The organism is Streptomyces sp. NPDC057307, assembly GCF_042667665.1.
In the GTDB taxonomy this organism is placed as follows: domain Bacteria; phylum Actinomycetota; class Actinomycetes; order Streptomycetales; family Streptomycetaceae; genus Streptomyces.
Genome location: NZ_JBHUZM010000058.1, coordinates 1 through 24,931, shown reverse-complemented (window position 1 = coordinate 24,931; position 24,931 = coordinate 1). Strand labels below are relative to the sequence as shown.

General features: G+C 71.7%; 21 protein-coding genes. 10 read left to right on the top strand and 11 right to left on the bottom strand.

All coding sequences use genetic code 11. The features are described 5' to 3' along the window. Nucleotides 1-88: 88 nt before the first annotated feature. Nucleotides 89-1,249, top strand: a complete 1,161-nt coding sequence (locus ACFUN8_RS20520; protein WP_383639384.1) for an alkaline phosphatase PhoX — start codon at nucleotides 89-91, stop codon at nucleotides 1,247-1,249. Here ACFUN8_RS20520 and ACFUN8_RS20515 read toward each other — a convergent pair. The 7 genes from ACFUN8_RS20515 to ACFUN8_RS20485 all read right to left on the bottom strand — a co-directional run bounded on the left by ACFUN8_RS20515 (nucleotide 1,219) and on the right by ACFUN8_RS20485 (nucleotide 10,513). Further along, a complete protein-coding gene (locus ACFUN8_RS20515) occupies nucleotides 1,219-2,247 on the bottom strand; it encodes an ArsR/SmtB family transcription factor (protein WP_383639381.1) in 1,029 nt (342 codons plus the stop codon). The genes ACFUN8_RS20520 and ACFUN8_RS20515 overlap by 31 nt on opposite strands. Nucleotides 2,248-2,654: 407 nt before the next feature. After that, the gene (gene ppdK / locus ACFUN8_RS20510) at nucleotides 2,655-5,402 is read right to left on the bottom strand and encodes a pyruvate, phosphate dikinase (RefSeq protein WP_383639378.1); all 2,748 of its coding nucleotides are present in this window, start codon (nucleotides 5,400-5,402) and stop codon (nucleotides 2,655-2,657) included. Nucleotides 5,403-5,723: 321 nt separating this feature from the next. After that, nucleotides 5,724-6,407 carry an HAD family hydrolase gene (locus ACFUN8_RS20505; protein WP_383639446.1) on the bottom strand — a complete coding sequence of 228 codons (684 nt, stop codon included), beginning with the start codon at nucleotides 6,405-6,407 and terminating at the stop codon, nucleotides 5,724-5,726. 26 nt (nucleotides 6,408-6,433) lie between these two features. Further along, a complete protein-coding gene (locus ACFUN8_RS20500) occupies nucleotides 6,434-7,549 on the bottom strand; it encodes an ABC transporter ATP-binding protein (RefSeq protein WP_383639375.1) in 1,116 nt (371 codons plus the stop codon). A gap of 5 nt (nucleotides 7,550-7,554) precedes the next feature. After that, nucleotides 7,555-8,451 carry an ABC transporter permease gene (locus tag ACFUN8_RS20495; protein WP_383639372.1) on the bottom strand — a complete coding sequence of 299 codons (897 nt, stop codon included), beginning with the start codon at nucleotides 8,449-8,451 and terminating at the stop codon, nucleotides 7,555-7,557. Beyond that, a complete protein-coding gene (locus ACFUN8_RS20490) occupies nucleotides 8,439-9,344 on the bottom strand; it encodes an ABC transporter permease (protein ID WP_383639369.1) in 906 nt (301 codons plus the stop codon). The genes ACFUN8_RS20495 and ACFUN8_RS20490 overlap by 13 nt, the downstream gene beginning before the upstream one ends. Continuing rightward, nucleotides 9,344-10,513, bottom strand: a complete 1,170-nt coding sequence (locus ACFUN8_RS20485; protein WP_383639366.1) for an ABC transporter substrate-binding protein — start codon at nucleotides 10,511-10,513, stop codon at nucleotides 9,344-9,346. The genes ACFUN8_RS20490 and ACFUN8_RS20485 overlap by 1 nt, the downstream gene beginning before the upstream one ends. A 418-nt stretch (nucleotides 10,514-10,931) precedes the next feature. Here ACFUN8_RS20485 and ACFUN8_RS20480 point away from each other — a divergent pair, with 418 nt between their 5' ends. The 4 genes from ACFUN8_RS20480 to ACFUN8_RS20465 all read left to right on the top strand — a co-directional run bounded on the left by ACFUN8_RS20480 (nucleotide 10,932) and on the right by ACFUN8_RS20465 (nucleotide 15,190). Beyond that, nucleotides 10,932-11,672: a GntR family transcriptional regulator gene (locus ACFUN8_RS20480; protein ID WP_383639443.1), complete on the top strand. Its 741-nt coding sequence runs from the start codon at nucleotides 10,932-10,934 to the stop codon at nucleotides 11,670-11,672. Between the two features lie 51 nt (nucleotides 11,673-11,723). After that, on the top strand, nucleotides 11,724-13,154 hold the full coding sequence (locus tag ACFUN8_RS20475; protein ID WP_383639362.1) for a sensor histidine kinase: 1,431 nt from the start codon (nucleotides 11,724-11,726) through the stop codon (nucleotides 13,152-13,154). 19 nt (nucleotides 13,155-13,173) lie between these two features. Then, nucleotides 13,174-13,842, top strand: coding sequence for a response regulator (locus tag ACFUN8_RS20470; RefSeq protein WP_383639359.1), 669 nt, complete (start codon nucleotides 13,174-13,176; stop codon nucleotides 13,840-13,842). A gap of 112 nt (nucleotides 13,843-13,954) precedes the next feature. Continuing rightward, a complete protein-coding gene (locus ACFUN8_RS20465) occupies nucleotides 13,955-15,190 on the top strand; it encodes an alpha/beta hydrolase family protein (RefSeq protein WP_383639356.1) in 1,236 nt (411 codons plus the stop codon). Nucleotides 15,191-15,222: 32 nt separating this feature from the next. On the opposite strand, the gene ACFUN8_RS20460 is transcribed toward ACFUN8_RS20465, so the two are convergent. The 3 genes from ACFUN8_RS20460 to dusB all read right to left on the bottom strand — a co-directional run bounded on the left by ACFUN8_RS20460 (nucleotide 15,223) and on the right by dusB (nucleotide 18,295). Beyond that, nucleotides 15,223-16,065, bottom strand: coding sequence for a helix-turn-helix transcriptional regulator (locus tag ACFUN8_RS20460; RefSeq protein ID WP_383639353.1), 843 nt, complete (start codon nucleotides 16,063-16,065; stop codon nucleotides 15,223-15,225). A 138-nt stretch (nucleotides 16,066-16,203) separates the two neighbouring features. Then, nucleotides 16,204-17,013: an SDR family NAD(P)-dependent oxidoreductase gene (locus ACFUN8_RS20455; RefSeq protein WP_383639350.1), complete on the bottom strand. Its 810-nt coding sequence runs from the start codon at nucleotides 17,011-17,013 to the stop codon at nucleotides 16,204-16,206. Nucleotides 17,014-17,116: 103 nt separating this feature from the next. Then, a complete protein-coding gene (gene dusB, locus ACFUN8_RS20450) occupies nucleotides 17,117-18,295 on the bottom strand; it encodes a tRNA dihydrouridine synthase DusB (RefSeq protein WP_383639347.1) in 1,179 nt (392 codons plus the stop codon). A gap of 142 nt (nucleotides 18,296-18,437) precedes the next feature. On the opposite strand from dusB, the gene ACFUN8_RS20445 reads away from it, so the two are divergent. The 4 genes from ACFUN8_RS20445 (at nucleotide 18,438) to ACFUN8_RS20430 (ending at nucleotide 22,400) form a co-directional block, all read left to right on the top strand. Then, on the top strand, nucleotides 18,438-19,895 hold the full coding sequence (locus ACFUN8_RS20445) for an MFS transporter (RefSeq protein WP_383639440.1): 1,458 nt from the start codon (nucleotides 18,438-18,440) through the stop codon (nucleotides 19,893-19,895). A 78-nt stretch (nucleotides 19,896-19,973) separates the two neighbouring features. Further along, on the top strand, nucleotides 19,974-20,615 hold the full coding sequence (locus ACFUN8_RS20440) for a helix-turn-helix domain-containing protein (protein WP_383639344.1): 642 nt from the start codon (nucleotides 19,974-19,976) through the stop codon (nucleotides 20,613-20,615). Further along, nucleotides 20,612-21,919: an MFS transporter gene (locus ACFUN8_RS20435; RefSeq protein WP_383639341.1), complete on the top strand. Its 1,308-nt coding sequence runs from the start codon at nucleotides 20,612-20,614 to the stop codon at nucleotides 21,917-21,919. Before ACFUN8_RS20440 ends, ACFUN8_RS20435 begins: the two co-directional genes overlap by 4 nt. Nucleotides 21,920-21,929: 10 nt before the next feature. Continuing rightward, a complete protein-coding gene (locus ACFUN8_RS20430; protein ID WP_383639338.1) occupies nucleotides 21,930-22,400 on the top strand; it encodes a MarR family winged helix-turn-helix transcriptional regulator in 471 nt (156 codons plus the stop codon). 18 nt (nucleotides 22,401-22,418) lie between these two features. Here the strand turns inward: ACFUN8_RS20430 and ACFUN8_RS20425 are convergent, their stop codons facing one another. Continuing rightward, nucleotides 22,419-23,273 (bottom strand): helix-turn-helix transcriptional regulator, encoded by an 855-nt coding sequence (locus tag ACFUN8_RS20425; RefSeq protein WP_383639337.1) that lies wholly within the window; start codon nucleotides 23,271-23,273, stop codon nucleotides 22,419-22,421. A gap of 101 nt (nucleotides 23,274-23,374) precedes the next feature. Between ACFUN8_RS20425 and ACFUN8_RS20420 the strand changes: the two genes are divergently transcribed. Further along, on the top strand, nucleotides 23,375-24,886 hold the full coding sequence (locus ACFUN8_RS20420; RefSeq protein WP_383639334.1) for an MFS transporter: 1,512 nt from the start codon (nucleotides 23,375-23,377) through the stop codon (nucleotides 24,884-24,886). Nucleotides 24,887-24,931: the final 45 nt, after the last annotated feature.

The following is a 24,931-nucleotide window of genomic DNA, read 5'->3' as shown; positions in this document are numbered from 1 at the left end:
CCCGATGTTCAGACGGTGGTCATCCGGTCGCCCTACGCTGTTGCGCGCACGCGACCGCACGCCCACCCCACCCCCATGGAGCGGCCCAGTGGAACGTCGCAATTTTCTGCGTGGAGCGATCGTCGGAAGCTCCGCCGCCGCACTCGGCGGCACTCTCTGGCGCGGCGCGGCCTACGCCGATCCCGCGCAGCCCGGCGCGGGACCGTACGGCGCGCTCGGATCGGCCGACGGCAACAACATCCGGCTGCCCGCCGGATTCACCAGCAGAGTCGTCGCGCGGTCCGGGCAGACCGTGCCCGGCACGTCGTACACCTGGCACAACGCCCCTGACGGCGGCGCCTGTTACGCCGACGGCAGCGGCTGGATCTATGTCTCCAACTCGGAGATCAATCCGTCCGGCGGCGCGGGCGCGGTCCGTTTCTCCGCGGCGGGCGCCATCACCGGCGCGTACCGGATCCTCGCGGGCACCCGGCAGAACTGCGCGGGCGGCAGTACCCCGTGGAACACCTGGCTCTCCTGCGAGGAGGTGACCCGCGGCTATGTGTACGAGACGGATCCGTGGGGCGTGAAGGCGGCCGTACGGCGCGACGCGATGGGCCTGTTCAAGCACGAGGCCGCGGCGGCCGACCCGGTGCGCCGGGTGATCTATCTGACCGAGGACGAGACGAACGGGTGCTTCTACCGGTTCGCGCCCACCACCTGGGGCGATCTCTCCTCGGGCACGCTCCAGGTACTGCGGGCCGGTACCGCCACCTCGGGTTCGTTCACCTGGGTGACGGTGCCGGACCCGGACGGTTCGCCGACCCAGACCCGTGACCAGGTCTCGGGCGCCAAGCGGTTCAACGGCGGCGAGGGCTGCTACTACGCGGACGGCTCGGTGTGGTTCACCACGAAGGGCGACAACCGCGTCTGGCGGGTCGATCCGGCGGCGTCCACCTACGAGTTGACGTACGACGACTCGCTCGTCAGCGGCGGCGGTGCCCCGCTGACCGGGGTCGACAACGTCACCGGCTCCTCGTCCGGCGATCTGTTCGTCGCGGAGGACGGCGGGAATCTGGAGATCTGTGTGATCACTCCCGATGACGTCGTCGCGTCGTTCCTGCGCGTCGGCGGGCAGTCGGGCTCCGAGATCACCGGCCCGGCCTTCTCGCCCGACGGATCGCGGCTGTACTTCTCCAGCCAGCGCGGTACGAGCGGCAGTTCGTCGGGCGGCATCACCTACGAGGTGACGGGACCGTTCCGCACATAGGACGGCCCGTTGGACAGCCCCTGGGCGCCGCCGTGCAACAGGGCGGCGCCCAGCGGTGTGAGCGAGTGCAGGACGGCGTTGCCGTGGCGCAGCGTCACCACGAGGCCCGCCTCGCGCAATACGCACGCGTGCTGACTGGCCGAGGCGAGCGACACCCCTGCCCTGCGGGCCAGTTCGCTGGTGGTCGTGCCGTGCTCTATCGCGCTCAGGACGGCGGAGCGCGTACGGCCGACCAGCCGGCCGAGGGACGCTCCCGCGCCCCGGCCGCCGTGCCCCACGGCGACCGGGGCGTCCGCGTACGTGACGGGGTAGACGAGCACCGGAGGCAGCGCCGGGTCGCGGTAGACGACCGGTGTCGCGCGGCAGAAGAACGACGGCTGGAGCAGCAACCCCCGCCCGTCGAGCCACAGTTCGCGGTCGACGGGATAGTCGGCCTCCAGGACCGGCGCACGCCAGCGGATCATCGGCGGGAGTGTGGCGAGCAGTTCGTCGGTCCCGCCGTCGAGCAGCGCCCGGCCCCTGACGACACGGTCCGCCTCGGCGCGGGCTCTGATGTGCGGCCAGTACGGCTCCACGGCGGCCCGGTGGTACGTGCGCAGCGCCCCGGCGAGCCGGCCCAGCTCCGCCGGGTCGTCCTCGCGGAGCGGGACGGACCGGGCGGGCGGCGCGGGCGATGCGGAGGCGAGCAGGGCCAGTTCCGTACGGATCTGCTCCCCCGGTGTCGCGCGCAGCGCCTCCAGCCCCTCCGCGAGGCCGAGGCGACTCTCCGGCGGGTTGAGGAAATCCGGGAAATAGCCGCGCTTCGGCACCAGCGCGCCGAGCAGACGTGTTTCACCTTTCAACCTCACACGCGTTTCCGTGCGCCATTCCCCGAAGACGAGTGCGCCCCGTCGGTCGCGCAATCGGTGAAAGCTGAGAATCGTTTCCCACAACGGGTCGGGACCGGTGGCCATCCGTACCCCGCCGAGGTCTCTCCCCGTGAAATGAATTCGCAGCACCGATCCCCCACTTGTTACTTCTGTGCATCCGCAATCGACCTCAGCGATGAGTATGCATGCCATCACAGGCCGTCACCACGGTGTTTCAGCCACAGTTGAAACGCATCGCGCGGGCCGGGTGCGAAACGAAAGGCTGTACCAGGTCAGGCGCGAAACCCGAGCCACCGGAAAGGCGCAGTGAAGGCCGTGGGGGGCTTTGCTCGCTCGGCGGCGGTCGGTGAGGGTTGCGGCTCCGCGTCCGACTGAAAATGGGGTGCGGCCGATGGGTGGGGATCCACCGGCCGCGCCCCGATTTGTTGGTCTCCCGGCCTTATCCGTTCCGGGAAGGGAGAGTAAGCAATTTCACATTCGGCGCGGCCGCGGAAGCCGGGCCGCGGAAGCCGGGCCGCGGAAGCCGGGCCGCGGTGTCAGCGCGAGTCGCCGGTACCGTCCGACTCCGCCGCCGCGCGCCCGGCCTCCAGGCGTGCCACGGGGATTCGGAACGGCGAGCAGGACACGTAGTCCAGGCCCACCTCGTGGAAGAAGTGCACCGACTCGGGGTCGCCGCCGTGCTCGCCGCAGACGCCCAGCTTCAGATCGGGCCGCGTCCTGCGGCCGGCCTCGCACGCGCTGCGTACGAGCGCGCCGACGCCGTCCATGTCGATCGTCTCGAAGGGGGACACCCCGAAGATGCCCTTCTCCAGGTACGCGGTGAAGAAGCTCGCCTCGACGTCGTCGCGGGAGAAGCCCCACACGGTCTGGGTGAGGTCGTTCGTACCGAAGGAGAAGAACTCGGCGGCTTCCGCGATCTGACCGGCCGTCAGTGCGGCACGCGGCAGTTCGATCATCGTGCCGAGCGACAGCTTGAGGTCGATCCCGGTGGTCTTGCGTACTTCCGCGATGACCTGTTCTGCCTCGTCGCGGACGATCTCCAGCTCCTGGACGGTGCCGACGAGCGGGATCATGATCTCGGCGCGCGGGTCGCCCTTGGCGTTCTTCCGCTCGGCCGCGGCCTCGGCGATGGCCCGTACCTGCATCGCGAACAGTCCGGGGATGACCAGGCCGAGCCGTACGCCGCGCAGTCCGAGCATCGGGTTCTGCTCGTGCAGCTTGTGCACGGCCTGGAGGAGCCGCAGGTCGTTCTCGTTGTGGTCCTCGCGGGACTCGGCGAGCGCGACCCGTACCGACAACTCCGTGATGTCGGGCAGGAATTCGTGCAACGGCGGGTCCAGCAGCCGTACGGTGACGGGCAGTCCGTCCATCGCCTCGAACAGCTCGACGAAGTCCTTCCGCTGGAGCGGCAGCAGGGTCTTCAGTGCCTGCTCGCGCTCGTCGTCGGTGTCGGCGAGGATCAACTTCTCGACCATGGAACGGCGTTCGCCGAGGAACATGTGCTCGGTGCGGCACAGTCCGATGCCCTGCGCGCCGAAGCGGCGGGCCCGCAGCGCGTCCTCGGCGTTGTCGGCGTTGGCGCGCACCCGCAGCCGGCGACGGCGGTCGGCGTACGCCATCATCCGGTGCACGGCCTCGACCAGTTCGTCGGCGTCGTCGGCGCCCGCGTGCATGCGGCCTTCGAAGTACTCGACCACCGGTGAGGGGACGACCGGGACCTCGCCGAGGTAGACCTTGCCGGTCGAGCCGTCGACGGAGACGAGGTCGCCCTCCTCGACGACGGTCTTGCCGACGGTCATCCGGCGCCGCTTGGTGTCGACCTCCAGCTCCTCGGCGCCGCAGACACAGGTCTTGCCCATGCCGCGGGCGACGACGGCGGCGTGCGAGGTCTTGCCGCCGCGCGAGGTGAGGATGCCCTCGGCGGCGATCATGCCGTCCAGGTCGTCGGGGTTGGTCTCACGGCGGATGAGGATGACCCGCTCGCCGGAGCGCGACCACTTGACGGCGGTGTACGAGTCGAAGACGGCCTTGCCGACGGCGGCGCCGGGTGACGCGGCGATCCCGCGGCCCAGCAGTTCGGCACCCTTCCCGCCGTCGTCGAAGCGCGGGAACATCAGCTGGGCGAGCTGGGAGCCGTTGACGCGCTGGAGCGCCTCCGCCTCGTCGATCAGGCCCTGGTCGACGAGCTGGGTCGCGATCCGGAAGGCGGCACCGGCGGTGCGCTTGCCGACGCGGGTCTGGAGCATCCACAACTCGCCGCGCTCGATGGTGAATTCGATGTCGCAGAGGTCCCGGTAGTGGGTCTCCAGGATCTCCATGATCTCCATGAGCCGGTCGTACGACTTCTTGTCGACGGTCTCCAGGTCGGCGAGCGGCACGGTGTTGCGGATGCCGGCGACGACGTCCTCGCCCTGCGCGTTCTGGAGGTAGTCGCCGTACACGCCCTGGTGGCCGCTGGCCGGGTCGCGGGTGAAGGCGACACCGGTGCCGGAGTCGGGGCCGAGGTTGCCGAAGACCATGGAGCAGATGTTGACGGCGGTGCCTAGGTCGCCGGGGATGCGCTCCTGGCGGCGGTAGAGCTTGGCGCGGTCGGTGTTCCAGGACTCGAAGACGGAGCGGATGGCGAGGTCCATCTGCTCGCGCGGGTCCTGTGGGAAGTCACGGCCCGCGTCGCGCGCGACGATCTTCTTGAACTGCTTGACCAGCTTCTTCAGGTCGCCGGCGTCGAGGTCGATGTCGGTGGCGGCCTTCTTCGCCCGCTTGGCCTCCTCCAGCGCCTCCTCGAAGAGGTCGCCGTCCACGCCGAGGACCGTCTTGCCGAACATCTGGATGAGCCTGCGGTACGAGTCCCAGGCGAAGCGCTCGTCACCGGACTGCTTGGCCAGGCCGGCGACGGACTTGTCCGAGAGCCCGATGTTGAGGACGGTGTCCATCATCCCGGGCATGGAGAACTTGGCGCCGGACCGTACGGAGACGAGCAGCGGGTCGTCGGCCTGGCCGAGCTTCTTGCCCATGGTCGCTTCGAGGGCGTCGAGGTGCGCGCTGACCTCGGCACGCAGGGCGGCGGGCTCCGTGCCGGTGGCGAGGTAGACCTTGCACGCCTCGCTGGTGATGGTGAAGCCCGGAGGGACGGGCAGTCCGAGGTTGGTCATCTCGGCGAGGTTGGCGCCCTTGCCGCCGAGGAGGCCCTTGAGATCCTTGTTGCCCTCGGTGAAGTCGTAGACGAACTTCTGGTCCTGTGGGGCGTTGTCCGCCGCTACGTGGGTGTCTTTGCTTTCCGACACGGATCTCGACTCCTCCGGGAGGCGCTGGCTGCCCTGACGGCGAGGAACATACCCAGATCGAAGGTGCCTGGACATGTCCACTTGTCCGTCATACGGCCGCAACCACCCGTCCGCCACTGGATCGAATGCGTATGCCGGGGGGTCACCCGCCCCACCCCCCTTCACGCCTCGAACCGGGCATGACCTTTGCATGACATAACCCGCTCATCTGAGCTGGTATCGCGACTTCTGAGTTCACCTCTCGAACACGGAAGGGGTGGCACCCAGTGCCACCCCTTCCGGAAGTGCAGTCGCACGCCAACCGCTCGTCTGAGCGAAGGATCAATCAGACGTGGCGAGAATCACGCCCTCCAGCACCGCCTCCAGCACCGCCAGATCCACGTCCTCCAGGCTGCCCGCGAAGTACCGGCCCTCCCCCGGTGCCACCGGCAGGAGCGAGGGGACGACGAGGACGGGGCACCCGGCGGCCTCGGCGGAGGCCGTGCCGTCCGGGGAGTCCTCCACGGCCACGCACGCCCCGGCCGCCACACCGAAGCGCTCGGCCGCCGCCCGGTAGGGATCCGGGTGCGGCTTGGTCCGTACGGTGTCGTCCGCCGACAGCGTGAAGGCGAAGGCCACCTCGGCCAGGGAGCCGGCGACGACCGAGTCGACCACGGTCCGCGGTGAGGCGCTGACCAGCGCGAACGGCACCCCCGCGGTTTCCAGCGCGGCCAGCAGCCGACGGGCTCCGGGGCGCGGCGGCGCGCCCGCCTCGACGCGCCGGAGGAAGCAGGCGGCGAGGTCGGCGGCGACCGCGTTCGGGCAGGGACCGTCCGGCGCGGGACCGTCCGGGGCTTCGAGGGACGGCGTGCCCGTCACCCGTACGAGATGCGCGGCCGTGTCGGCGACGGCGCGGCCCACGACCTCGCCCGCGTCGGCGTCCGAAAGGCGGTGGCCGAGGCCAGCGGCGACCTCGGCGGCCGACTCCCACCACAGTGTCTCGGTGTCCACGAGGGTGCCGTCCATGTCGAAGAGCACGGCCGCGGGCGCCCTCACGCGCCCGCCCCGGCCTCGGGAGCGACGACCAGCACCGGGCGGTCGGCGGGCCGGACCGTGGCCCGGACACCCGGTGCCAGTGCCCCCGCGTCCCGTGACGGCATGTCGGCCTTCACGGTGCCGCCGCCGGGCAGATCGAGCAGCACACGCGTCACGGACCCGAAGAACGACGCGGAGACGACCGTGGCCGTCCCCCGTTCGTCGGCGGTCGCCGTGACGTTCTCGGGCCGGATCAGCACGTCCACATCGAGGTCGCGGCCCGCCGGGACCTCGCCGTCCACCGGCAGCGTGACTCCGGCGACCGCCACCCGGCCGCCGTCGGTGAGCCGTCCCGGCAGCCGGTTCATCGTGCCGACGAACTCGGCGACGAAGGCCGTCGCGGGCCGCTCGTACAGCTCGGCGGGCGGCGCGCACTGTTCGAGCCGGCCCGCGTTGAGGACGGCGACCCGGTCGGCCATCGACAGCGCCTCCTCCTGGTCGTGCGTGACGAAGATCGTGGTGATGCCGAGCGAGAGCTGGAGCCGCCGGATCTCCTCGCGCAGGGACAGCCTGACCTTCGCGTCGAGCGCCGACAGCGGCTCGTCGAGCAGCAGGACGCGGGGGCGCAGCGCGAGCGCGCGGGCCAGCGCGACCCGCTGCTGCTGGCCGCCGGACAACTGGTGCGGGAAGCGGTCGCCGTGCGCGGGAAGGCCGACGAGGTCGAGGAGTTCGGCGGCGCGGGTGCGCCGCTCGGCGGCGGACACCTTCCGTACGCGCAGCCCGAAGGCCACGTTGTCGCGGGCGCTCAGATGCGGGAAGAGGCTGTACGACTGGAACACCATGCCCGCGTCGCGGCGGTTGGCCGGGACCCGGGTGATGTCCTGGCCGTCCACGAGCACGTCACCGGCGTCGGGGTGCTCGAAGCCCGCGAGGACGCGCAGCGCGGTGGTCTTGCCGCAGCCCGACGGGCCGAGCAGGGCGAGGAGTTCGCCGGGGCGGGCGGTCAGATCGAGGCCGTCGAGCGCGACCGTGGGGCCGAACTCCCGGCGCAGACCGCGGAATTCGACGAGCGCGCCGGGTGCGTCCGGCGCCGCGGCGGCCCCGTCGCCGGGCAGCGTGGTGGTGGCTGACATGGTGGCTACTCCTTGCCGGAGAGGGGAGTTGGGGCGTCGGCGCCCGCGCGCGCTCCCGCGCGGGACAGGGCCATCAGCAGTGCCCACGCGATCAGCAGGCTGAGCAGCGACACCGCTACCGATGTCTGCGCCTGGGAGCCGGAGATGGTGACGATCCACACCGCGAACGGCTGATAGCCGAGCAGCGCGGCGATCGTGTACTCGCCGAGGACCAGCGCCAGTGTGAGGAACGAGGCCCCCGCGAGCGACGAGCGCAGGTTGGGCAGGACGACGCGGAGGATCACGTACGGCATGCTCGCCCCGCAGTTGCGCGCGGCCTCCACCAGCGTGGGGACGTCGACGGCGCGCAGTCCCGCGTCCAGCGAGCGGTAGACGAACGGCAGCGCGAGCACGGTGTACGCGATCACCAGCACCAGCGGGAACGACTCGTTCTGCACGACGATGAACGTCTGGTAGAGCGGCGTCGTGGACAGGTGCTCCGGTCCCCACCGCAGCACGGTGGTGATCCCGCTGACCAGTGCGATCGGCGGCACCACCAGCGGCAGCATGCAGACGATCTCCACGACGGGCCGCAGCCGCGGCGCCCCGAGCCGTACGGCGACGAGCGCGGGCACGGCCAGCAGCAGGGACAGCGCGATGGTGCAGGCGGCGAGTCCGAGCGACAGCAGCAGGCTGTCCGCGAAGCCGTCCGCCGACAGGATGCCGGTGTACGCCTCGAAGGAGACGCCCTGTCCCGGCGTATGGACGGTGAAGACGAACGACGCGAGCAGGGGTACGACGAAGTAGACCCCGGCCAGGGCCAGTACGGCGCCGCGCCAGACGCGGGGGCGGTTCCTCCTCCGTACGAAGGACACGGCGGGCGCCGCTTCCTTTGAAGGCGCCGTCGGGGTCAGTGCAGCCATCGGGTGCTCCGTCGCTGGAGGGGCAGATAGAGCGCCATCACCGCACCGGCGATCACGATCATGTCGAGGCTCAGCGCGAGCGCCACGTTCTCCTGGCCGACCTGCACGTTCCCGGAGAGCGCGGCGGCGATCTTCAGGGTGACCAGCGGCACGGATCCGCCGACGAGGGCGGCGGCCGTCGCGTACGCGGCGAAGGCGCTGCCGAAGAGCAGCACGAATCCGCCGAGCAGGGTGGGGGCGAGGACCGGCAGCCCGACATGGCGCCAGAACTGCGCGTCCGTGGCCCCGGCGTTCTGCGCGGCCTCGCGCCACCGCGGGCGCAGACCGTCCAGCGCGGGGACGCTGACCAGCACCATCAGCGGCACCAGGAAGTAGAGGTAGATCACGGCGAGTCCGGTGAAGGAGTACAGATTCCAGCCCGCCGCGTCGAGGTGCGCGAGCTGGGTGACGACACCGGAGATGCCGAGGGTCGCGACGAAGGCGAACGCGAGGGGCACGCCGCCGAAGTTGGCGAGGACGCCGGACGCGGTGAGGACGGACTCGCGCAGCGCGCGCCGCCGTGAGGTGACGACGGCCTGGGCGATGAGCATGCCGAGGACGGTGCCGATCAGGGCGGTCAGCGCGGACAGTTCGACGCTCCCGGTGAGGGAGGTGAGATACGGCCCCTGGAGCGAGGTGGTGACGTTCGCGCCGGTGGCCGAAGTGGCCCCGGTGACCGGGTCCTCGGTGGTGAAGGCTCCGTACACGACGGCGGCGGCGGGCAGTCCGAAGCAGACACCGGCGAAGACGAGGAGCGGCAGTGCCCCGAGCCAGGCGCGCGGCCGGGGCGCCCGCCGCCGACGGCGGGTGCCGTCGGCGGTGCCCGGAGCGGGCGGGGAGGCGGCGACGGGCATCAGGAGACGGCCTTGTCCCAGTTCTCGGCGAGCACGGCCTTGACGCTGTCGAGATCGGCGGCCTCGGGGAACGTCGGGTCGCCGTCGACCTTGGGCAGCTTGGTGACGAACGTCTTGTCGACGGAGCCGTCCTCGGTCATCGAGGGCAGCAGTACGGGCCTGGCGTACCCCTTCAGGAAGAGGTTCTGGCCCTCCGTGCTGTACAGGTACTCCATCCACAGGCGGGCGGCGGCCGGGTGCGGCGCGTCCTTGTTGATCGCCTGCGAGTAGTACTGGGCGTACACGCCGTCGGTCGGTACGGCGACCTGCCAGTCGACGCCCTTGCCCTTGAACTGGTCGGCGTAGCCGGCGTTCAGATAGTCCCAGTCGATCGAGATGGGCGTCTCGCCCTTCTGGACCGTCGCGGGGGTGGACTCGACGGGGATGAAGTTGCCGCTCTTCTTCAGCTTGCCGAAGAAGTCGATGCCGGGCTGGATGTCGGTGAAGCTCCCCTTGTTGGCGAGGGACGCCGCGTAGACGCCGCCGAAGGCCGAACCGGACTTGTTCGGGTTGCCGTTGAGCGCGACCTTGCCTTTGTACTCGGGCTTGAGGAGATCCGCGAAGGTGGTGGGGCAGGTCTTGATGCGCTCGGCGTCACAGCCGATGGAGATGTAGCCGCCGTAGTCGTTGTACCAGAGGCCGTTCGGGTCCTTCTGGGCCGTGGGGATCTTGTCGAAGGACGTCACCTTGTACGGGGCGAAGAGGCCCTCGGCGGCGCCGCTGCGGTCGAAGGGGATGCCGAGGTCGACGACGTCGGGGGCGCGGTCCTGGCCCTTGCGGGACTTGATGGCGTTGATCTCGTCGGCGCTGGCGGCGTCCGGCGTCTCGACCTTGACCTCGACCTGGTACTTCGCCTCGAAGGACTTGATGATCTCGCCGTAGTTCGCCCAGTCCGGCGGCAGGGCTATCGCGTTGAGCGTGCCCTCCTTCTCGGCCGCGGCGACGAGGGCGTCCATGCCGCCGAAGTCCGCGACGGACGCGGCCGCGCCGGCCTTCACACCGCCGGCCGTGTCGGCGTCGGCGGACGTGTCGGACTTCGCACCGCAGGCGGTGAGCGTGGTGAGTGCGGCGGTACTGAGCGCCAGGGCGGCGATGAGCCGGCCGTTGGCGCGTACGCGGATACGGGTCACGCGGAGTCTCCCGGAGGCGATGAGGGTTCGAGCCGATGGCTCAACTTGTTCAGACAAGCTGGGATCAGTTCGCCCGGTGCGGATGGCCGGGGGGTGAACGGCCGATGGCCGTCGCAGCACAGGCCGCGGAAGACAAAAACGCCCACAAAGCACCTGATCGGCACAGGAATTCGGGAGGGTGGGGAGCGGGGGCGTGGGAGCGGGTACGGTGCCGGGGAGACATCCGCGTACCGGCGTACGTGTGCACAGCCGGGCCGGCTGACCGACCGGCACGACCGATCGGCGTGGGGGGAGCAACGGCGTGGCGGGTTCACCGAGTTCGGCGGGATCGGCGGGATCGGCTGGTTCGTCGGGGTCAACGGGATCGGCGGGATCGGCGGGTTCGACGGGATCAGCTGGTTCGGCTGGTTCGCGTTATCTGGAGATCGCGGAGTCGCTGCGCCGGTCGATCCTGGACGGCGAGTACCCGATCGGCGCGCGCCTGCCGTCCGAGAGCGATCTCGCGGCCCGGTGGTCCGCCTCGCGCGGCACGGTCCGCCAAGCGGTGGGGCTGCTCGCCTCCGAGGGACTGATCGGCTCCCGCCAGGGGGCCCGCAGAGTCGTCCTGCGCCAGGAGCGGCGTCACAGCTTCCAGCAGCTCAACAGCTTCGCGCAGTGGGCGCGGGCGATGGGCAGCGAGGTCGCCAGCCGCATCCTGACGCGTACGACCCGCCCGGCCACCGCCGAGGAGACGGCCCGCCTCGGCATCACCCCCGGCAGCGAGGTCCTCGACGTGCTGCGGCTGCGCCACCTCGACGGCGAGCCGGTCCTGGTCGAGCGCACCGCCTACACGGACTGGGTGGCCCCGGCCGTCCGGGCGCTGCCCGACGACTGCGTCTCGATCATGGACAGCATCGCGGCGGACGCGGGCATAGTCGCCCACTACGGCGAGCATCTGATCGACGCGCTCGCGGCGGGCAGCGAGGACGCCAGACTCCTGCGGGTCCGCCGGGGCAGCCCGCTGCTGCGCCAGCGGTATCTCACGTACACGGCGGCGGGCCGCCCCATCGAGTGGACCGACGACCGCTACCGCGCGGGCACCGTCGCCTTCAGCGTCTCCAACTCGGCCGCGGCGGCGCCGCTCGAACGCCACGCGGCACCGGGCGTCGCCGGCCGTTGATTGGACTTTCGGCAGTGTCGGAACGTCCTCGCGCTCCGTACGGTCGTACGGGTGAACAGCGCGACGGCCTGCAGGGCCCTCTCCTCCGGGAGTCTTCTGACGGCGGCGGCCTCGGTGGGCGCCGGCTTGAGCGCGGTGAGCCTGTGGTGGACCGTGCCGACGGTGCTCGCCGCGTTCCTGGCGGGGCGCCGGCCCGGCAGGACGGGTCCGACCGCACTCCTGCTGGTCGCGGTGCTCGCGGCCGGGGTGGTGGCGGTGACCACCGTTCCCGCCTGGTACGCGTTCGGGGGCACGTTCGTCGCGGTGGTGACCTTCGGGGGGATGCTGCCGTGGTTCGCGGGGCGGTTCTGGCGCCAGTGGCAGGACCTCACGCAGGCCGGCTGGGAGCGGGCCGAACAGCTGGCACGCGAACAGCGGTTGGTCGCCGAGCAGGCCAGGTCGCGCGAGCGGGCCCGGATCGCCCAGGACATGCACGACGTGCTCGGCCACGACCTCAGCCTGATCGCGCTGTCGGCCGGCGCGTTGAAGCTCGCCCCCGGCCTTGAGGAACAACACCGGGCGGTCGCCGGGGACATCAGAACCAGGGCGGCGGCGGCCGTGGAGCGGCTGGGCGAGGTGATCGGCGTCCTGCGCGAGGAGACCGACGGGGCTCCGGAGGGACAGGGGACGGGTATCGCCCGGCTGGCCGATGAGGCGTCCGCGTCGGGGCTGGCGGTCGAGTTGTGTGTGGACGGTGAGCCGACGGATCTGCCGCCGATGGTCGGGCGGGCCGCCCACCGCGTCGTACAGGAGGCGCTGACGAACGTCGCCAAGCACGCGCCGGACGCGACGGCGACGGTGCGGGTGAGGCATGTGCCCGGGGAAACGACCGTCGCGGTGGAGAACGGTCCCACGCGATCGTCGGCGTCGTTGCCGCCGTCCCGGAAGAGGACAGTGACGGCCGAGGCGGGACGCGGTCTCATCGGCCTGGACGAACGGGTCCGGCTGACCGGCGGCACCTTCGAGTACGGCCCTCGCAACGGAGGCTTCACCGTCCGGGCCCGCATTCCGCACGCCCCGCCGGTCCGACGCCCACCACCGTCCGACCCGCACCGGTCGACCGGCGAGCTGCCCCACGAACACCGCCACGCGCGCCGCCGCGTCACCAGAACCCTGATCGCGGCGGTCATGCTGCCCCTGGTCACGGCGGCGCTGCTGAGCGGGGCGCTCGCCAGATGGGAGATGCTGTCGGCGGCACGGTCGGTGCTCGAACCCGGCGACTACGCCCGTCTGCGGGTGGGGCTCGAAAGGTCCGCGGTGGAACCGCTGTTGCCCGACCGCGAGACGAACCGACGGCCGCCCGGCGCGGAACCGGGAGAGCGAGGAACGACGTGCGAGTACTACGCGATGACGGCCGACCGTTTCGACGATCGCTCCGGCGACGTCTACCGGCTCTGCTACCGGCGGGACACCCTGGTGTCGTTGGACGCCCTCACCCCATGAGCGACCGGACGGGCCCGCGATGATCCGGGTACTGATCGCCGACGACGAACCGATGATCCGCGCCGGAGTGCGTGCCGTGCTGTCCACGTCCCCGGACATGGACGTCGTCGCCGAGGCCGGCGACGGACGCGACGCCGTGGAGCTGACCCGGCGTCACCGTCCAGACGTGGCCGTCCTCGACATCCGTATGCCCGGCCTGGGCGGCATCGAGGCCGCGGCGGAGATCCGCGCCACCGTGCCGGACACGAACGTCATCATGCTGACGACGTTCGGCGAGGACGACTACATCCTCCAGGCGCTCGGCGGCGGCGCGGCCGGCTTTCTGATCAAGTCCGGAGAACCGGAGGAGCTGATCGCCGGAGTCCGCGCGGTGGCCGAAGGCGCCGCCTATCTGTCACCCAAGGTCGCCGCCCGCGTCGTCGCGCATCTCGCGGCGACCGGCGCGGGCGCCATGGCGGGTCGCCGCGCCGCCGCCCGCGCCAGGACCGACGCACTCACCGGCCGGGAACGCGACGTACTGATCTGCCTGGGCGGCGGGCTCTCCAACGGGCAGATCGCCCGCCGCCTGCATGTGGTGGAGGGGACGGTGAAGGCGCACGTGAGCTCGATCCTCGCCCGTTTGGGAGTGGACAACCGGGCGGCGGCGGCGATCGTGGCACACGAGGCGGGGCTTGTGCCGCCCTCGTAGCCGACGCCGCCACAACAGACGTGGCCGCAAGGGGAGTTGGCGCCGGAAGACAGGGACGAGGGTTGACTTTCGTCAGTACGGCGAGCAGTGCCCCGTTCCTAGGCTCCCCCTCATGAACCGAACTCGCCTCAGGGCAGTCACTGTTGTCCTCGCTCTCGCACTGCCGCTGTCGGCCGCCACCGCGTCGCCCGGCGCCCACGCCCAGCCGTCGACCACGACGGCCGAGCCCGCGTCCGCGCCCACGCCCACTCCCCCCGTGCTCCAAATCCCCCGCCCCACCGGCCCGTTCGCGGTCGGCCGGGATGTCCGTCACCTCGTCGACCAGAGCCGCCGTGACCCGTGGGTACCCACGGCCGGCGCGCGCGAGCTGATGGTGTCGATGTACTACCCCGCCCGCGCGGACGGCTCCGGCACCCGTGCCCCCTACCTGACAGCCAACGAGGCCCGGCTGCTCCTGGAGAGCCGGCAGCTCGACGGGGTCGTCACCGTCGAGCAGGTCACCGGCACGCTGACGAACGCGCGCGTCGGCGCGCGTCCCGTCGGCGGCAAGCACCCGCTGGTGGTGCTCTCCCCCGGCTTCAGCCTGACGCGGGGAGTCCTCACCACCCTCTCGGAGGAACTCGCCTCGCGCGGCTACGTGGTGGCCCAGCTGGACCACGCGTACGAATCGTTCGGCACCAGCTTCCCCGGCGGGCGCACCCTCACCTGCGCGGCGTGCGACGTCCTCGCCGCCGCACCGAGCGACGAGGCTTCACGTGACCGGCTGGCCAGGGCCGCCGTCGACCGCGCGGCCGACATCTCCTTCGTCCTCGACGAACTGACCCGTCGTCCGGCGGCCGGAAGGCCCGGGGCCCTTTGGAAGCACGCGGCGATGATCGACCCGAAGCGCGTCGGTGCGGCGGGCCACTCGCTCGGCGGCAACGCCTCGGCCCACGCCATGAGCGCCGACCACCGGATCCGCGCGGGCCTGAACATGGACGGCACGTTCTTCCAGCCGGTCCCCGCCGCCGGCCTCGGCGGCCGCCCCTTCCTGATGCTCGGCGCCCCTGGCAGCCACGCGCCCTCCGGCACGGACACCACCTGGCCCAGCACCTGGCAGCACCTCGACGGCTGGAAGCGCTGGCTCACGGTGCGCGGCTCCGGCCACTTCACCTTCATCGACCTGCCGCTCCTCGCGGGCCAGCTCGGCATGACCGACCCGTCGGCGCCACTGCCCGGCGACCGGTCGGGTGCGATCACCACGGCGTACGTGGGGGCCTTCTTCGACCAGGAGCTACGGGGCGCCCACCAGCCGCTGCTGGACGGGCCGTCCCCGGCTCACCCGGAGGTCACCTTCCAGAATCCCTGAGTCGGCGCCTGCCGCCGTAGCCGTACGGATGCTCAGACGTACGGCTGCCGGTCGCCCAGCACCGGCAGGAGCTGGAGCTTCTGGTGGCTCTCGGTGCCGGGCGTCGCGGTGAAGACGAGCAGGGCCTGCGACTGGTCCGCGTCGTAGAGGACTTGGCAGTGCAGTTCGAGTGTGCCGAGTTCGGGGTGCTGGACGCGCTTGGTGTCGTCCAGACGTCGTACACCGATCTCGTGCTGGTGCCACACCTCCGCGAACTCCTCGCTGCGCTCCAGCAGCGCCTCGACGATCTCACCGGCGCGGGAGCCGGAGCCCTGGTGGGAGTAGGCGGTGCGCAGACCGGCGGTGAGGAACCGGCCCTGCAGCGCGTGGTCCGCCTCCGGGTAGATCCGCCGGGTGCGGGGGTCGGTGAACCACCGGTAGACCTGGCTGCGCTCCAGGCCGGTGAATTCGGTCTCCTTGCCGAGCAGCGCGACGGCGAGACGGGTCTGCACCAGCGTCTCGCCGAGGGCGGTGACGACCTCGGCGGGGGTGTCGCCCAGGCGGTCCAGGATCCGCATGATGCCGGGGTTGACGTGGTCGCCGCGCAGGCTCCGGCTGGGGGTGTTGTGCCCCGCCGTACGGAACAGATGGTCGCGTTCGTCCAGGGACAGGTGCAGACCGCGCGCGATGGCGGCGAGCATCGGCTCGGAGGGCTGCGGGCCGCGCTGCTGTTCCAGACGGCTGTAGTAGTCGGTGGACATGCCGCTCAGCGCGGCGACCTCCTCGCGGCGCAGCCCACGCGTACGGCGGCGGGGGCCGCGCGGCAGGCCGACATCCTCGGGCTGCAGCGCTTCGCGGCGGGTGCGGAGGAAGTCCGCGAGTTGCGCCCTGTCCACGGGGGCCTCCGTCTCGGTCGAGGTCGGGATGGGGGTGGGAGTGGGAGTGGGGGCGGCCGGTGTGGGCCGCCCCCATGCTGGCAGAGCGCGGCGGCGCGTGTACCGGACGGCGCACGCGCCGCCGCTCAGAGCCACCTCTCAGAGCCGCGAACCGCCCGACGCCTCGATCCGCTGCGCCGTGATCCAGCCGGTGCCCGGCGACAGCAGCGAGGCGATCACCCCGCCGATGTCCTCGGACTCGCCGACCCGCCCGAGGGCGGTCTGCCCGCCGAGGGCGGCGCGCACTTCCTTGTTGTCCCGCACCATGCCGCCACCGAAGTCGTTCGCGATCGGGCCGGGAGCGACCGCGTTGACGCTGATGCCGCGCGGGCCCAACTCCTGGGCCAGGTACTTCGTCCAGATCTCGACGGCGCCCTTCGCCGCCGCGTACACGGACATGCCCTCGCCCACGAACCGGGTCAGTCCGGTGGAGAGGTTCACGACACGTCCGCCGTCCGCGATCAGCGGCAGCAGTGTCTGGGTAAGGAAGAAGACGCCCTTGAAGTGCACGTCGACCATCAGGTCGAAGGCTTCGGCCTGCGTCTCGCCGGCCGGGGTGAGTGTCGCCGCGCCCGCGTTGTTCACCAGGAAGTCGAAGCTGTCGCGGTCCCAGGTCGTGCGCAGGGCGTCCCGTACGGAGGCGGCGAAGGCGGGGAACGTGTCGAACCGCGTCGTGTCCAGCTCGACCGCGACGGCGGTACGGCCCAGCGCCGAGACGGCGTCGACGACGGAGGCGGCCTCGTCCTTGCCGGACCGGTAGGTGAGGATCACATCGGTGCCGGCCTCGGCGAGCGCGAGCGCCGTGGCCCGGCCGAGTCCCCGGTTTCCACCGGTGATCAGCGCGACGGTCCGCCGGTCGTCGGTCGTGTTCGCGCTCTGGTTCTCGTTCTGGTTCTCGTTCGTGGTCATGCGACCAACTGTCGTCCGGGCCGGAGCGCGGATGAAGGCACCACCCATCCAGGGACCGCCGATCCCCCCTTGGCCCTTGGCCCTCGGCCTCCGGCCCCCCGGATCAGCCGCCCGACGTGTCCAGTTCCGCGTCCGCGCCGAGGCCCGCGCAGTCGTACGGGTCCTTCAGCCAGCCGTCCGGCAGGACCACCCGGTTGTTCCCCGACGTCCGCCCGCGCGGCCCGTCGGCGCCGTCCGGCCACGGCTGGTCCAGGTCCAACTCACCGAGCAGCGAGTCCAGTTCGGCGAGCGACGAGGTGATCGCGAGCTTCTTGCGCATCTCGGAGCCGACCGAGAAGCCCTTCAGATACCAGGCCACGTGCTTACGGAAGTCGATCACCCCGCGCGCCTCGTCCCCGATCCACTCCCCCAGCAGCTCCGCGTGCCGCCGCATGACCCCGGCGACCTCGCGCAGCGCGGGCCGGGCCAGCTCCCCCGTACCCTCGAAGGCCGCCACCAGATCGCCGAAGATCCACGGCCGGCCGAGGCAGCCGCGCCCCACGACCACACCGTCGCAGCCGGTCTCGCGGACCATCCGGAGCGCGTCGTCGGCCGACCAGATGTCGCCGTTGCCGAGGACGGGGATCTCCGGGACGTGCTCCTTGAGGCGGGCGATGGCGTCCCAGTCGGCCGTACCGCCGTAGTGCTGGGCGGCCGTCCTGCCGTGCAGGGCGATCGCCGTGACGCCCTCCTCGACGGCGATGCGGCCCGCGTCCAGATAGGTGAGATGGCCGTCGTCGATGCCCTTGCGCATCTTCATGGTGACCGGCAGATCCCCGGCGTTCGACACGGCCTCGTGCAGGATCGCGCGCAGCAGGGGCCGCTTGTACGGGAGGGCCGAGCCGCCGCCCTTGCGGGTGACCTTGGGGACGGGGCAGCCGAAGTTCAGGTCGATGTGGTCGGCCAGGCCCTCGTCGGCGATCATGCGGACGGCCTTGCCGACGGTGCCCGGGTCGACCCCGTACAGCTGGATCGAGCGCGGTGTCTCGGTGGCGTCGAAGCGGATGAGCTGCATCGTCTTCTCGTTGCGCTCGACCAGCGCCCGCGTGGTGATCATCTCGCTGACGAACAGCCCCTTGCCGCCCGAGAACTCCCGGCACAGCGTCCGGAACGGGGCGTTGGTGATCCCGGCCATCGGCGCGAGCACCACGGGCGGGCGTACGGGGTACGGGCCGACGGAGAGCGTGCGGGGCGGCGCGGGGGACGGGGCGAGCGGAGCGGTCATCCGTCCATTGTCGCGCATGGCGGGCGAGGGGCCGCCGGGGTGCCGGACTTACCATCGCCCCATGCCAGCTCCCCACCCCACGTCCTCGCCGGAGCCCCCGCCCGAGCCGCCGCCCGAGCCGTCCGAGGAGTCCGCGGCGGAGTGCGGTCCCCGCAGACGGATGGTGATCCTGGGGACCTGCTGCATGAGTCTGCTGATCGTCAGTCTCGACACCACGGTCCTCAACGTCGCGCTGCCGTCCATGGAGAAGGACCTGCACACCACGGTCGCCGGGATGCAGTGGACCATCGACGCGTACACCCTGGTCATCGCCTCGCTGCTGATGCTCGCGGGCTCCACGGCCGACCGTATCGGCAGACGGCGGGTCTTCAAGACCGGGCTGGTGGTCTTCACGCTCGGCTCGGCGCTGTGCTCGGTGGCGCCGAATCTGGAGTCGTTGGTCGCCTTCCGGATGGTGCAGGCCGTCGGTGGCTCGATGCTCAACCCGGTCGCGATGTCGATCATCACCAACGTCTTCACCGAGCGGCGTGAGCGCGCCCGCGCGATCGGGATCTGGGGCGGCGTCGTCGGTATCTCGATGGCGGCGGGGCCGCTCATCGGCGGGCTGCTGGTGGAGACGGTCGGCTGGCGCGCGATCTTCCTGATCAATGTGCCGGTCGGGATCGCGGCGTTCATCCTCACCTGGCGGTACGTCCCCGAGTCGCGCGCCGCGAAGCCGCGCCGCCCCGACCCCGTCGGCCAGCTGCTGGTCATGGCGACCCTCGGCGCGCTGACGTACGCGATCATCGAGGCGCCGACCGCCGGCTGGACGTCGCCGCTGATCCTGGGCTTCGCCGGGGTCGCGGTGTGCGCGCTGACGGGGCTGATCCTGTACGAGCCGAGGCGCGCCGAGCCGTTGATCGATCTGCGTTTCTTCCGCAGCGCGCCGTTCAGCGGGGCGACGGTCATCGCCGTGTGCGCGTTCGGCGCCCTCGGCGGCTTCCTGTTCATGAACACGCTCTATCTGCAGAACGTCCGGAATCTCTCCGCCCTGGACGCCGGTCTCTACATGCTGCCGATGGCGGCGCTCGCCTTCGTCTGCGCGCCCCTGTCGGGGCGGCTCGTCGGCTCGTACGGGGCGCGCCTCCCACTGCTGATCGCGGGCACGGCCCTCGCGGCGAGCGGGCTGATGTTCGCGGTTCTCGAGGCGGAGACACATCTGGGGCTGCTCTTCACGGGCTATGTGCTGTTCGGTATCGGCTTCGGCATGGTGAACGCCCCGATCACCAACACGGCGGTGTCCGGAATGCCGCTGTCGCAGTCGGGGGTGGCCGCCGCGGTCGCGTCGACGAGCCGGCAGATCGGGACGACGCTGGGGGTCGCCGTGATCGGGGCGGTGCTGGCGGCCGGCGCGGCGTCGGCGGTCACGCGGCGCGGCGCCATCGGCAACGCGGCCTTCGCGGACGCGAGCCGCCCCGCGTGGTGGATCATCACCGGGCTCGGTGTGTCGGTGCTGGGGGTCGGCGCGCTGACCAGCGGCAAGTGGGCGCTGGGTACGGCGCGCCGCAACGCGGAACGGCTCGATCCGGCGGGCGTGCCGGACTCCCCGGCCGGAGGGGCGGGGCAGGGCGCCCGGTAACACCCCGCCTCCCATGTTCCAGAGGCTCCTCTGCAGATACTCCTATGCAGAGGAGCCTCTGCAACATACGATGCCGCCATGCCCGACGCACCCGAGCCCTCCTCGCCGCCGCCCGCCCGGCCCACCCGGCGTATCGACGCCCGCAGCCTGCGCGGGCTCGCCCACCCCCTGCGGATGAACATCCTCGAACTGCTCAGCCTCGACGGACCCGCCACCGCCACCGGCCTCGCGGAGCGCCTCGGCGAGAACACCGGCACCGTCAGCTGGCATCTGCGCCATCTCGCCGAGCACGGCTTCATCGAGGAGGAGACCGGACGCGGCACCAAGCGCGAGCGCTGGTGGCGCAGGACCGGCGTCCCGAACGAGCTGAACACCGCGGACTTCCGCGACGACCCGCGCAGCCGGGGCGCGCTCTCCGTCTATCTCCACGAGCTGGTGGGCCAGTACTTCAACCGGGTCACGGACTATCTGAACGAGGACTGGGACGACGGCTGGCGGGCCTCCGGCACCATCTCGGACTGGCACGACCTGCGCCTGACGCCGGATCAACTGCGCGCCCTGAACGCCGAGTTGATGGAGGTCATCGCCCGCCACACACCCGCCCCCACCGACGGCGCGGACCCGGCGACGGACACGGGTACGGGTACGGGCGACCCCGTGGCCCTGCCCGTCGTCGTACAGCTCCAGTCCTTCCCCCGCAAGCGGCGTGACCCCCGGTGAAGTCCGGAACAGGCGCGATACGCGGCGGTCTGCTGCGCCGCCACCACGACTTCCGGCTGCTGTGGCTGGGCGAGACCGCCGGCAAGTTCGGTACGTCGGTGACCGGGGTCTCGATGCCGCTGATCGCCGTCGCCACCCTGGACGCGGGCACGTTCGAGGTCGGTCTGCTGACCGCGGCGACCTGGGCTCCCTGGCTGGTCATCGGCCTGCCGGTCGGCGCCTGGGTGGACCGGACCCGGCACCGGCCGATCATGCTGGCGGCGGCCGCGGTCTCGCTGGTGCTGTTCGCCGCCGTCCCGCTCGCCGCGTGGGCCGGGCTGCTGAGCGTCGGTCTGCTGGTGGGCGTCGCGCTGCTGACGGGCACGTCGGCCGTCTTCTTCCAGACCGCGTACACCGCGTATCTGCCCACCGTCCTGGCCCCCGAGGACCAGCCCGAGGGCAACGCCAAACTGCACGGCAGCGCGTCCGCCGCGCAGATCGCCGGGCTCGGATCGGGCGGTCTGATCGCGCAGTTGGCGGGCGCGGTGAACGGGATGTTCGCCAACGCGGCCACTTTTCTCGTATCGCTCCTGTGTCTGTCGCGCATCCGCCACCGCGAGCCGCGCGTCCCGAGGGGCACCCGCCCGCGCGGCGCGCTGGCCGCCGAGGTCGGCGAGGGTCTGCGGCTGGTGGCACGGGACCCCTGGCTCCGTACGCTGACGCTCTTCGGCGCCGCGTCCAACCTGGCCCTGATGGGGTATCAGTCGATCCTCGTGGTCTTCCTGGTGCGCACCGTCGGCCTGGACCCGGGCCCGGTCGGCGGACTCGTCGCCGCGGCGGGTACGGGCGGCGTGGCCGGGGCGTTCGTCGCGCGCCGCGTCGCGGCGCGGGTTGGCACCGCACGCGCCACGCTGGTCTTCGAGCTGGGCCTGGCCGTGTTCGCGCTGCTGATCCCGCTGACCGTCGGCGGAGCCGGGGTGCTGTTCTACGTCGCGGGCGGATTCTGCGTGGCGGCCGGCGTGGTGGCGGGCAACGTCATCAAGGCGAGCTTCCAGCAGCGCTACTGCCCGCCGGAACTCCTCGGCCGCCTCACCGCGAGCACGGCCTTCCTCAACTACGGCACCATCCCCCTCGGCGCGCTGCTGGGCGGCACGCTCGGGACGGTGCTCGGTATCCGTACGGCGATGTGGATCACCACCGCGGGTGTGCCGCTCGCCGCGCTGATCCTGCTCTTCTCCCCGATCGGCCGCACCAGGGACCTCCCGACATCGCCGCTCCGCCCGCGTCTTTCGTCCAGTTACGGGGCCGTCCGAGCACGCCACTAGGCTCCCGGGCATGGACACCACCGACGCGCACCGCGCACCGGCCCGGCTGCGTGCCACCCCGAGCTGGCTCATCACCCAGACCGCCACGCACGCCGCGCGGCTGACGGGCGAGGCGTTCGACGCGACCGGTGCGGGGCGCTACCACTACGCGCTGCTGGCGGCCCTCGCCGAGTTCGGCCCGTCCAGCCAGGCCGAGTTGGGCCGCAGGTGCGCCATCGACCGCAGTTACGTCGTGGCCGCCGTCAACGAACTCGCCGCCCGGGGGCTGGCGGTACGCGCCCCCGACCCGGCCGACCGGCGCCGTAACGTCATCACGCTCACCCCGGACGGGGAGGCGGCGCTGCGGCGGACCGGTGAGGCTCTCGACGGGGCGCAGGACGCGCTGCTGGCGCCGCTCTCGGCCGAGGAGCGCGACCGGTTGACCGCACTCATGGCCAAGGTGCTCGAACACCACCGGCAAGGGGCCCGCACCGAGGACTGACGCCCCCGGAAGCCGCGGTCAGACCCCGGCGCGCGTCAGCTCGTGCAGCCGCTCCAGGCGTTCGCGGGACTCGTCGTCCACCGGGACGTACGAGACCATGCGGCTGCCCTTGCCCGGACTCAGCCAGAGGTTGGTGTGTTCAAGACTGAGCGCGCCCACCCGCGCGTTGACGAACCTCTTCGTCTTGGAGGCCAGGCCGACGACCTCGTGCCGCTCCCAGATCTCGCAGAACTCGGGCGACGCCGCGCGCAGCCGTCCGAGCAGCGCCTTCCAGGCGGGCTCGGCCAGGTGCTCCGCCATGTCGGCGCGGAACCGGGCGGCCATCAGCCGGACCGTCTCCGCGCGGTTGCCGAGTGCGGACTGCCACTCCTCGTTGGTGAAGGCGAGCCAGAGGCAGTTGCGGTCCTCGGGCGGCAGCGCGTCGAGGTCGCACATCAGCGTGCTGTACGAGCGGTTGTAGGCCAGGATGTCGTACCGCCCGTTCTGCACACAGGCCGGGAACGGATCCAGCCGCTCCAGCATCAGCCGCACGGCGGGCGTGATGGTGGGGCAGGGCGTCCCGGGGGCCGGGTCGACGGCACCCGCCAGCGCGAACAGATGCGCGCGCTCGCTCCTGTCGAGGAGCAGCGCGCGGGCGAGGGCGTCGATCACCTGGGCGGACACCTGGATGTCCCGGGCCTGCTCCAGCCACGTGTACCAGGTGACGCCCACGGCGGAGAGGTGCGCGACCTCCTCGCGGCGCAGGCCAGGGGTGCGGCGGCGGCTGCCGCGCGGCAGGCTGACCTGCTCGGGGGTGATGCGCTCGCGCCTGCTGCGCAGGAAGCCCGCGAGTTCGTGCCGTCGGATGTCCGGTTCGCGGACCACGGTGGTCATCGCCCCAGTCTCTCCCTCACCTCAGCCCATTACCAGGTACTTCCTCTACCAGGATAAAGACACTCTGGTACCAGGGTCCGGGCTGAAGGATTCTCGGTGAGGTGAGTAGAACATCCGCACCTCTCTCCACATCCACCGCGCCGCCCACCGGCACCACGGCAACCACCACCTCGGTATCCACCGGCACCACGGCACCCACCGGCACCGAACCGGCCGTCGTCCACGACCACGGGTCCGTGCTGGGCCCCCTCGGTCTGTTCACCGTGCTCCTGGGTGCCGCGCTCCCGCTGATCGACTTCTTCATCGTCAATGTCGCCCTGCCGACGATCGAGCACGACCTGAACGCGGGCCCCGCCCTGCTGGAGCTGGTGGTCGCCGGCTACGGACTCAGCTACGCCGTCCTGCTCGTCCTCGGCGGCCGGCTCGGCGACATGTTCGGCCGCCGTCGCCTCTTCATGGCCGGCATGGCCGCCTTCGGTCTGACCTCGCTCGCCTGCGGACTCTCGCCCGACGCCTGGACGCTGGTCGGCGCCCGCGTCGCCCAGGGCGCCGCCGCCGCGCTGATGCTGCCGCAGGTGCTGGCCACGATCCAGTCGGCGACGTCGGGGCACCGGCGCGCGAAGGCGCTCAGCCTGTACGGGGCCACCGCCGGGCTCTCCATGGTCATCGGCCAGATACTCGGCGGTGTGCTGGTGGCCGCCGACATCGCGGGCAGCGGCTGGCGCGCGATCTTCCTGGTGAACGTGCCCATCGCCCTCGCGGGGCTGGTGCTCGCCTTCCGTACGATGCCGGAGACCCGCTCCCAGCGGCCCGCGCCCATCGACGTACCGGGCACGGTGCTGCTCGCCGTCGCCCTGATGACGCTCCTCGCGCCGCTCACCGAGGGCCGCGCGGCCGGCTGGCCCGTCTGGACCTGGGTGTCACTGGCGGCCTTCCCGGTCGCGGCGCTCGCCTTCCTGGCCGTGGAGCGGCGCGCCGACCGGCAGGGCCGTACACCGCTGGTCCCGCCGAGCCTGTTCGCGCTCGTCTCGCTGCGCCGGGGACTGGCGCTCGTGCTGCCGTTCTCGATCGGTTTCGGCGGCTTCATGTTCGTCATCGCGATCGCCATGCAGCAGGGGCTGCGTATGACGGCCGTCGCCGCCGGGGTGGCGCTGGTGCCGTGCGCGGTGGCCTTCTTCTTCGCCACGCTGGCCGGGCCGCGGCTCGTACGGCGCCACGGCAGCCTGGTCGTGACGGCGGGCGCGGTGCTCCAGGCGGTCGGTATCGCGCTGCTGGCGTTCACGGTCTGGCGTGACTGGCCCTCGATCGGCGCGCTGGACCTGCTGCCGGGCACCGCGATCGCGGGCTTCGGCCAGGGCCTCCAACTGCCCGTCATCTTCCGGATCGTGCTGTCCGACGTACCGCCCGAGCGGGCCGGTGTGGGCGGCGGCGTGATGATCACGACGCAGCAGTCCGCGCTGGCACTGGGGGTGGCGACGCTGGGGTCGCTCTTCCTGAGCCTGACCGACAGCGCGGGGATGGGCACGGCCCTGACGGTGACGCTGCTGGTGCAGTTGGCGGCCATCGTCCTGACGGGGCTCCTGAGTCTGCGGCTGCCGCGCGAGGTGAAGTAGCGACGCGCTGTACGCGACGACGGCCCGGATCACAGGGGTGATCCG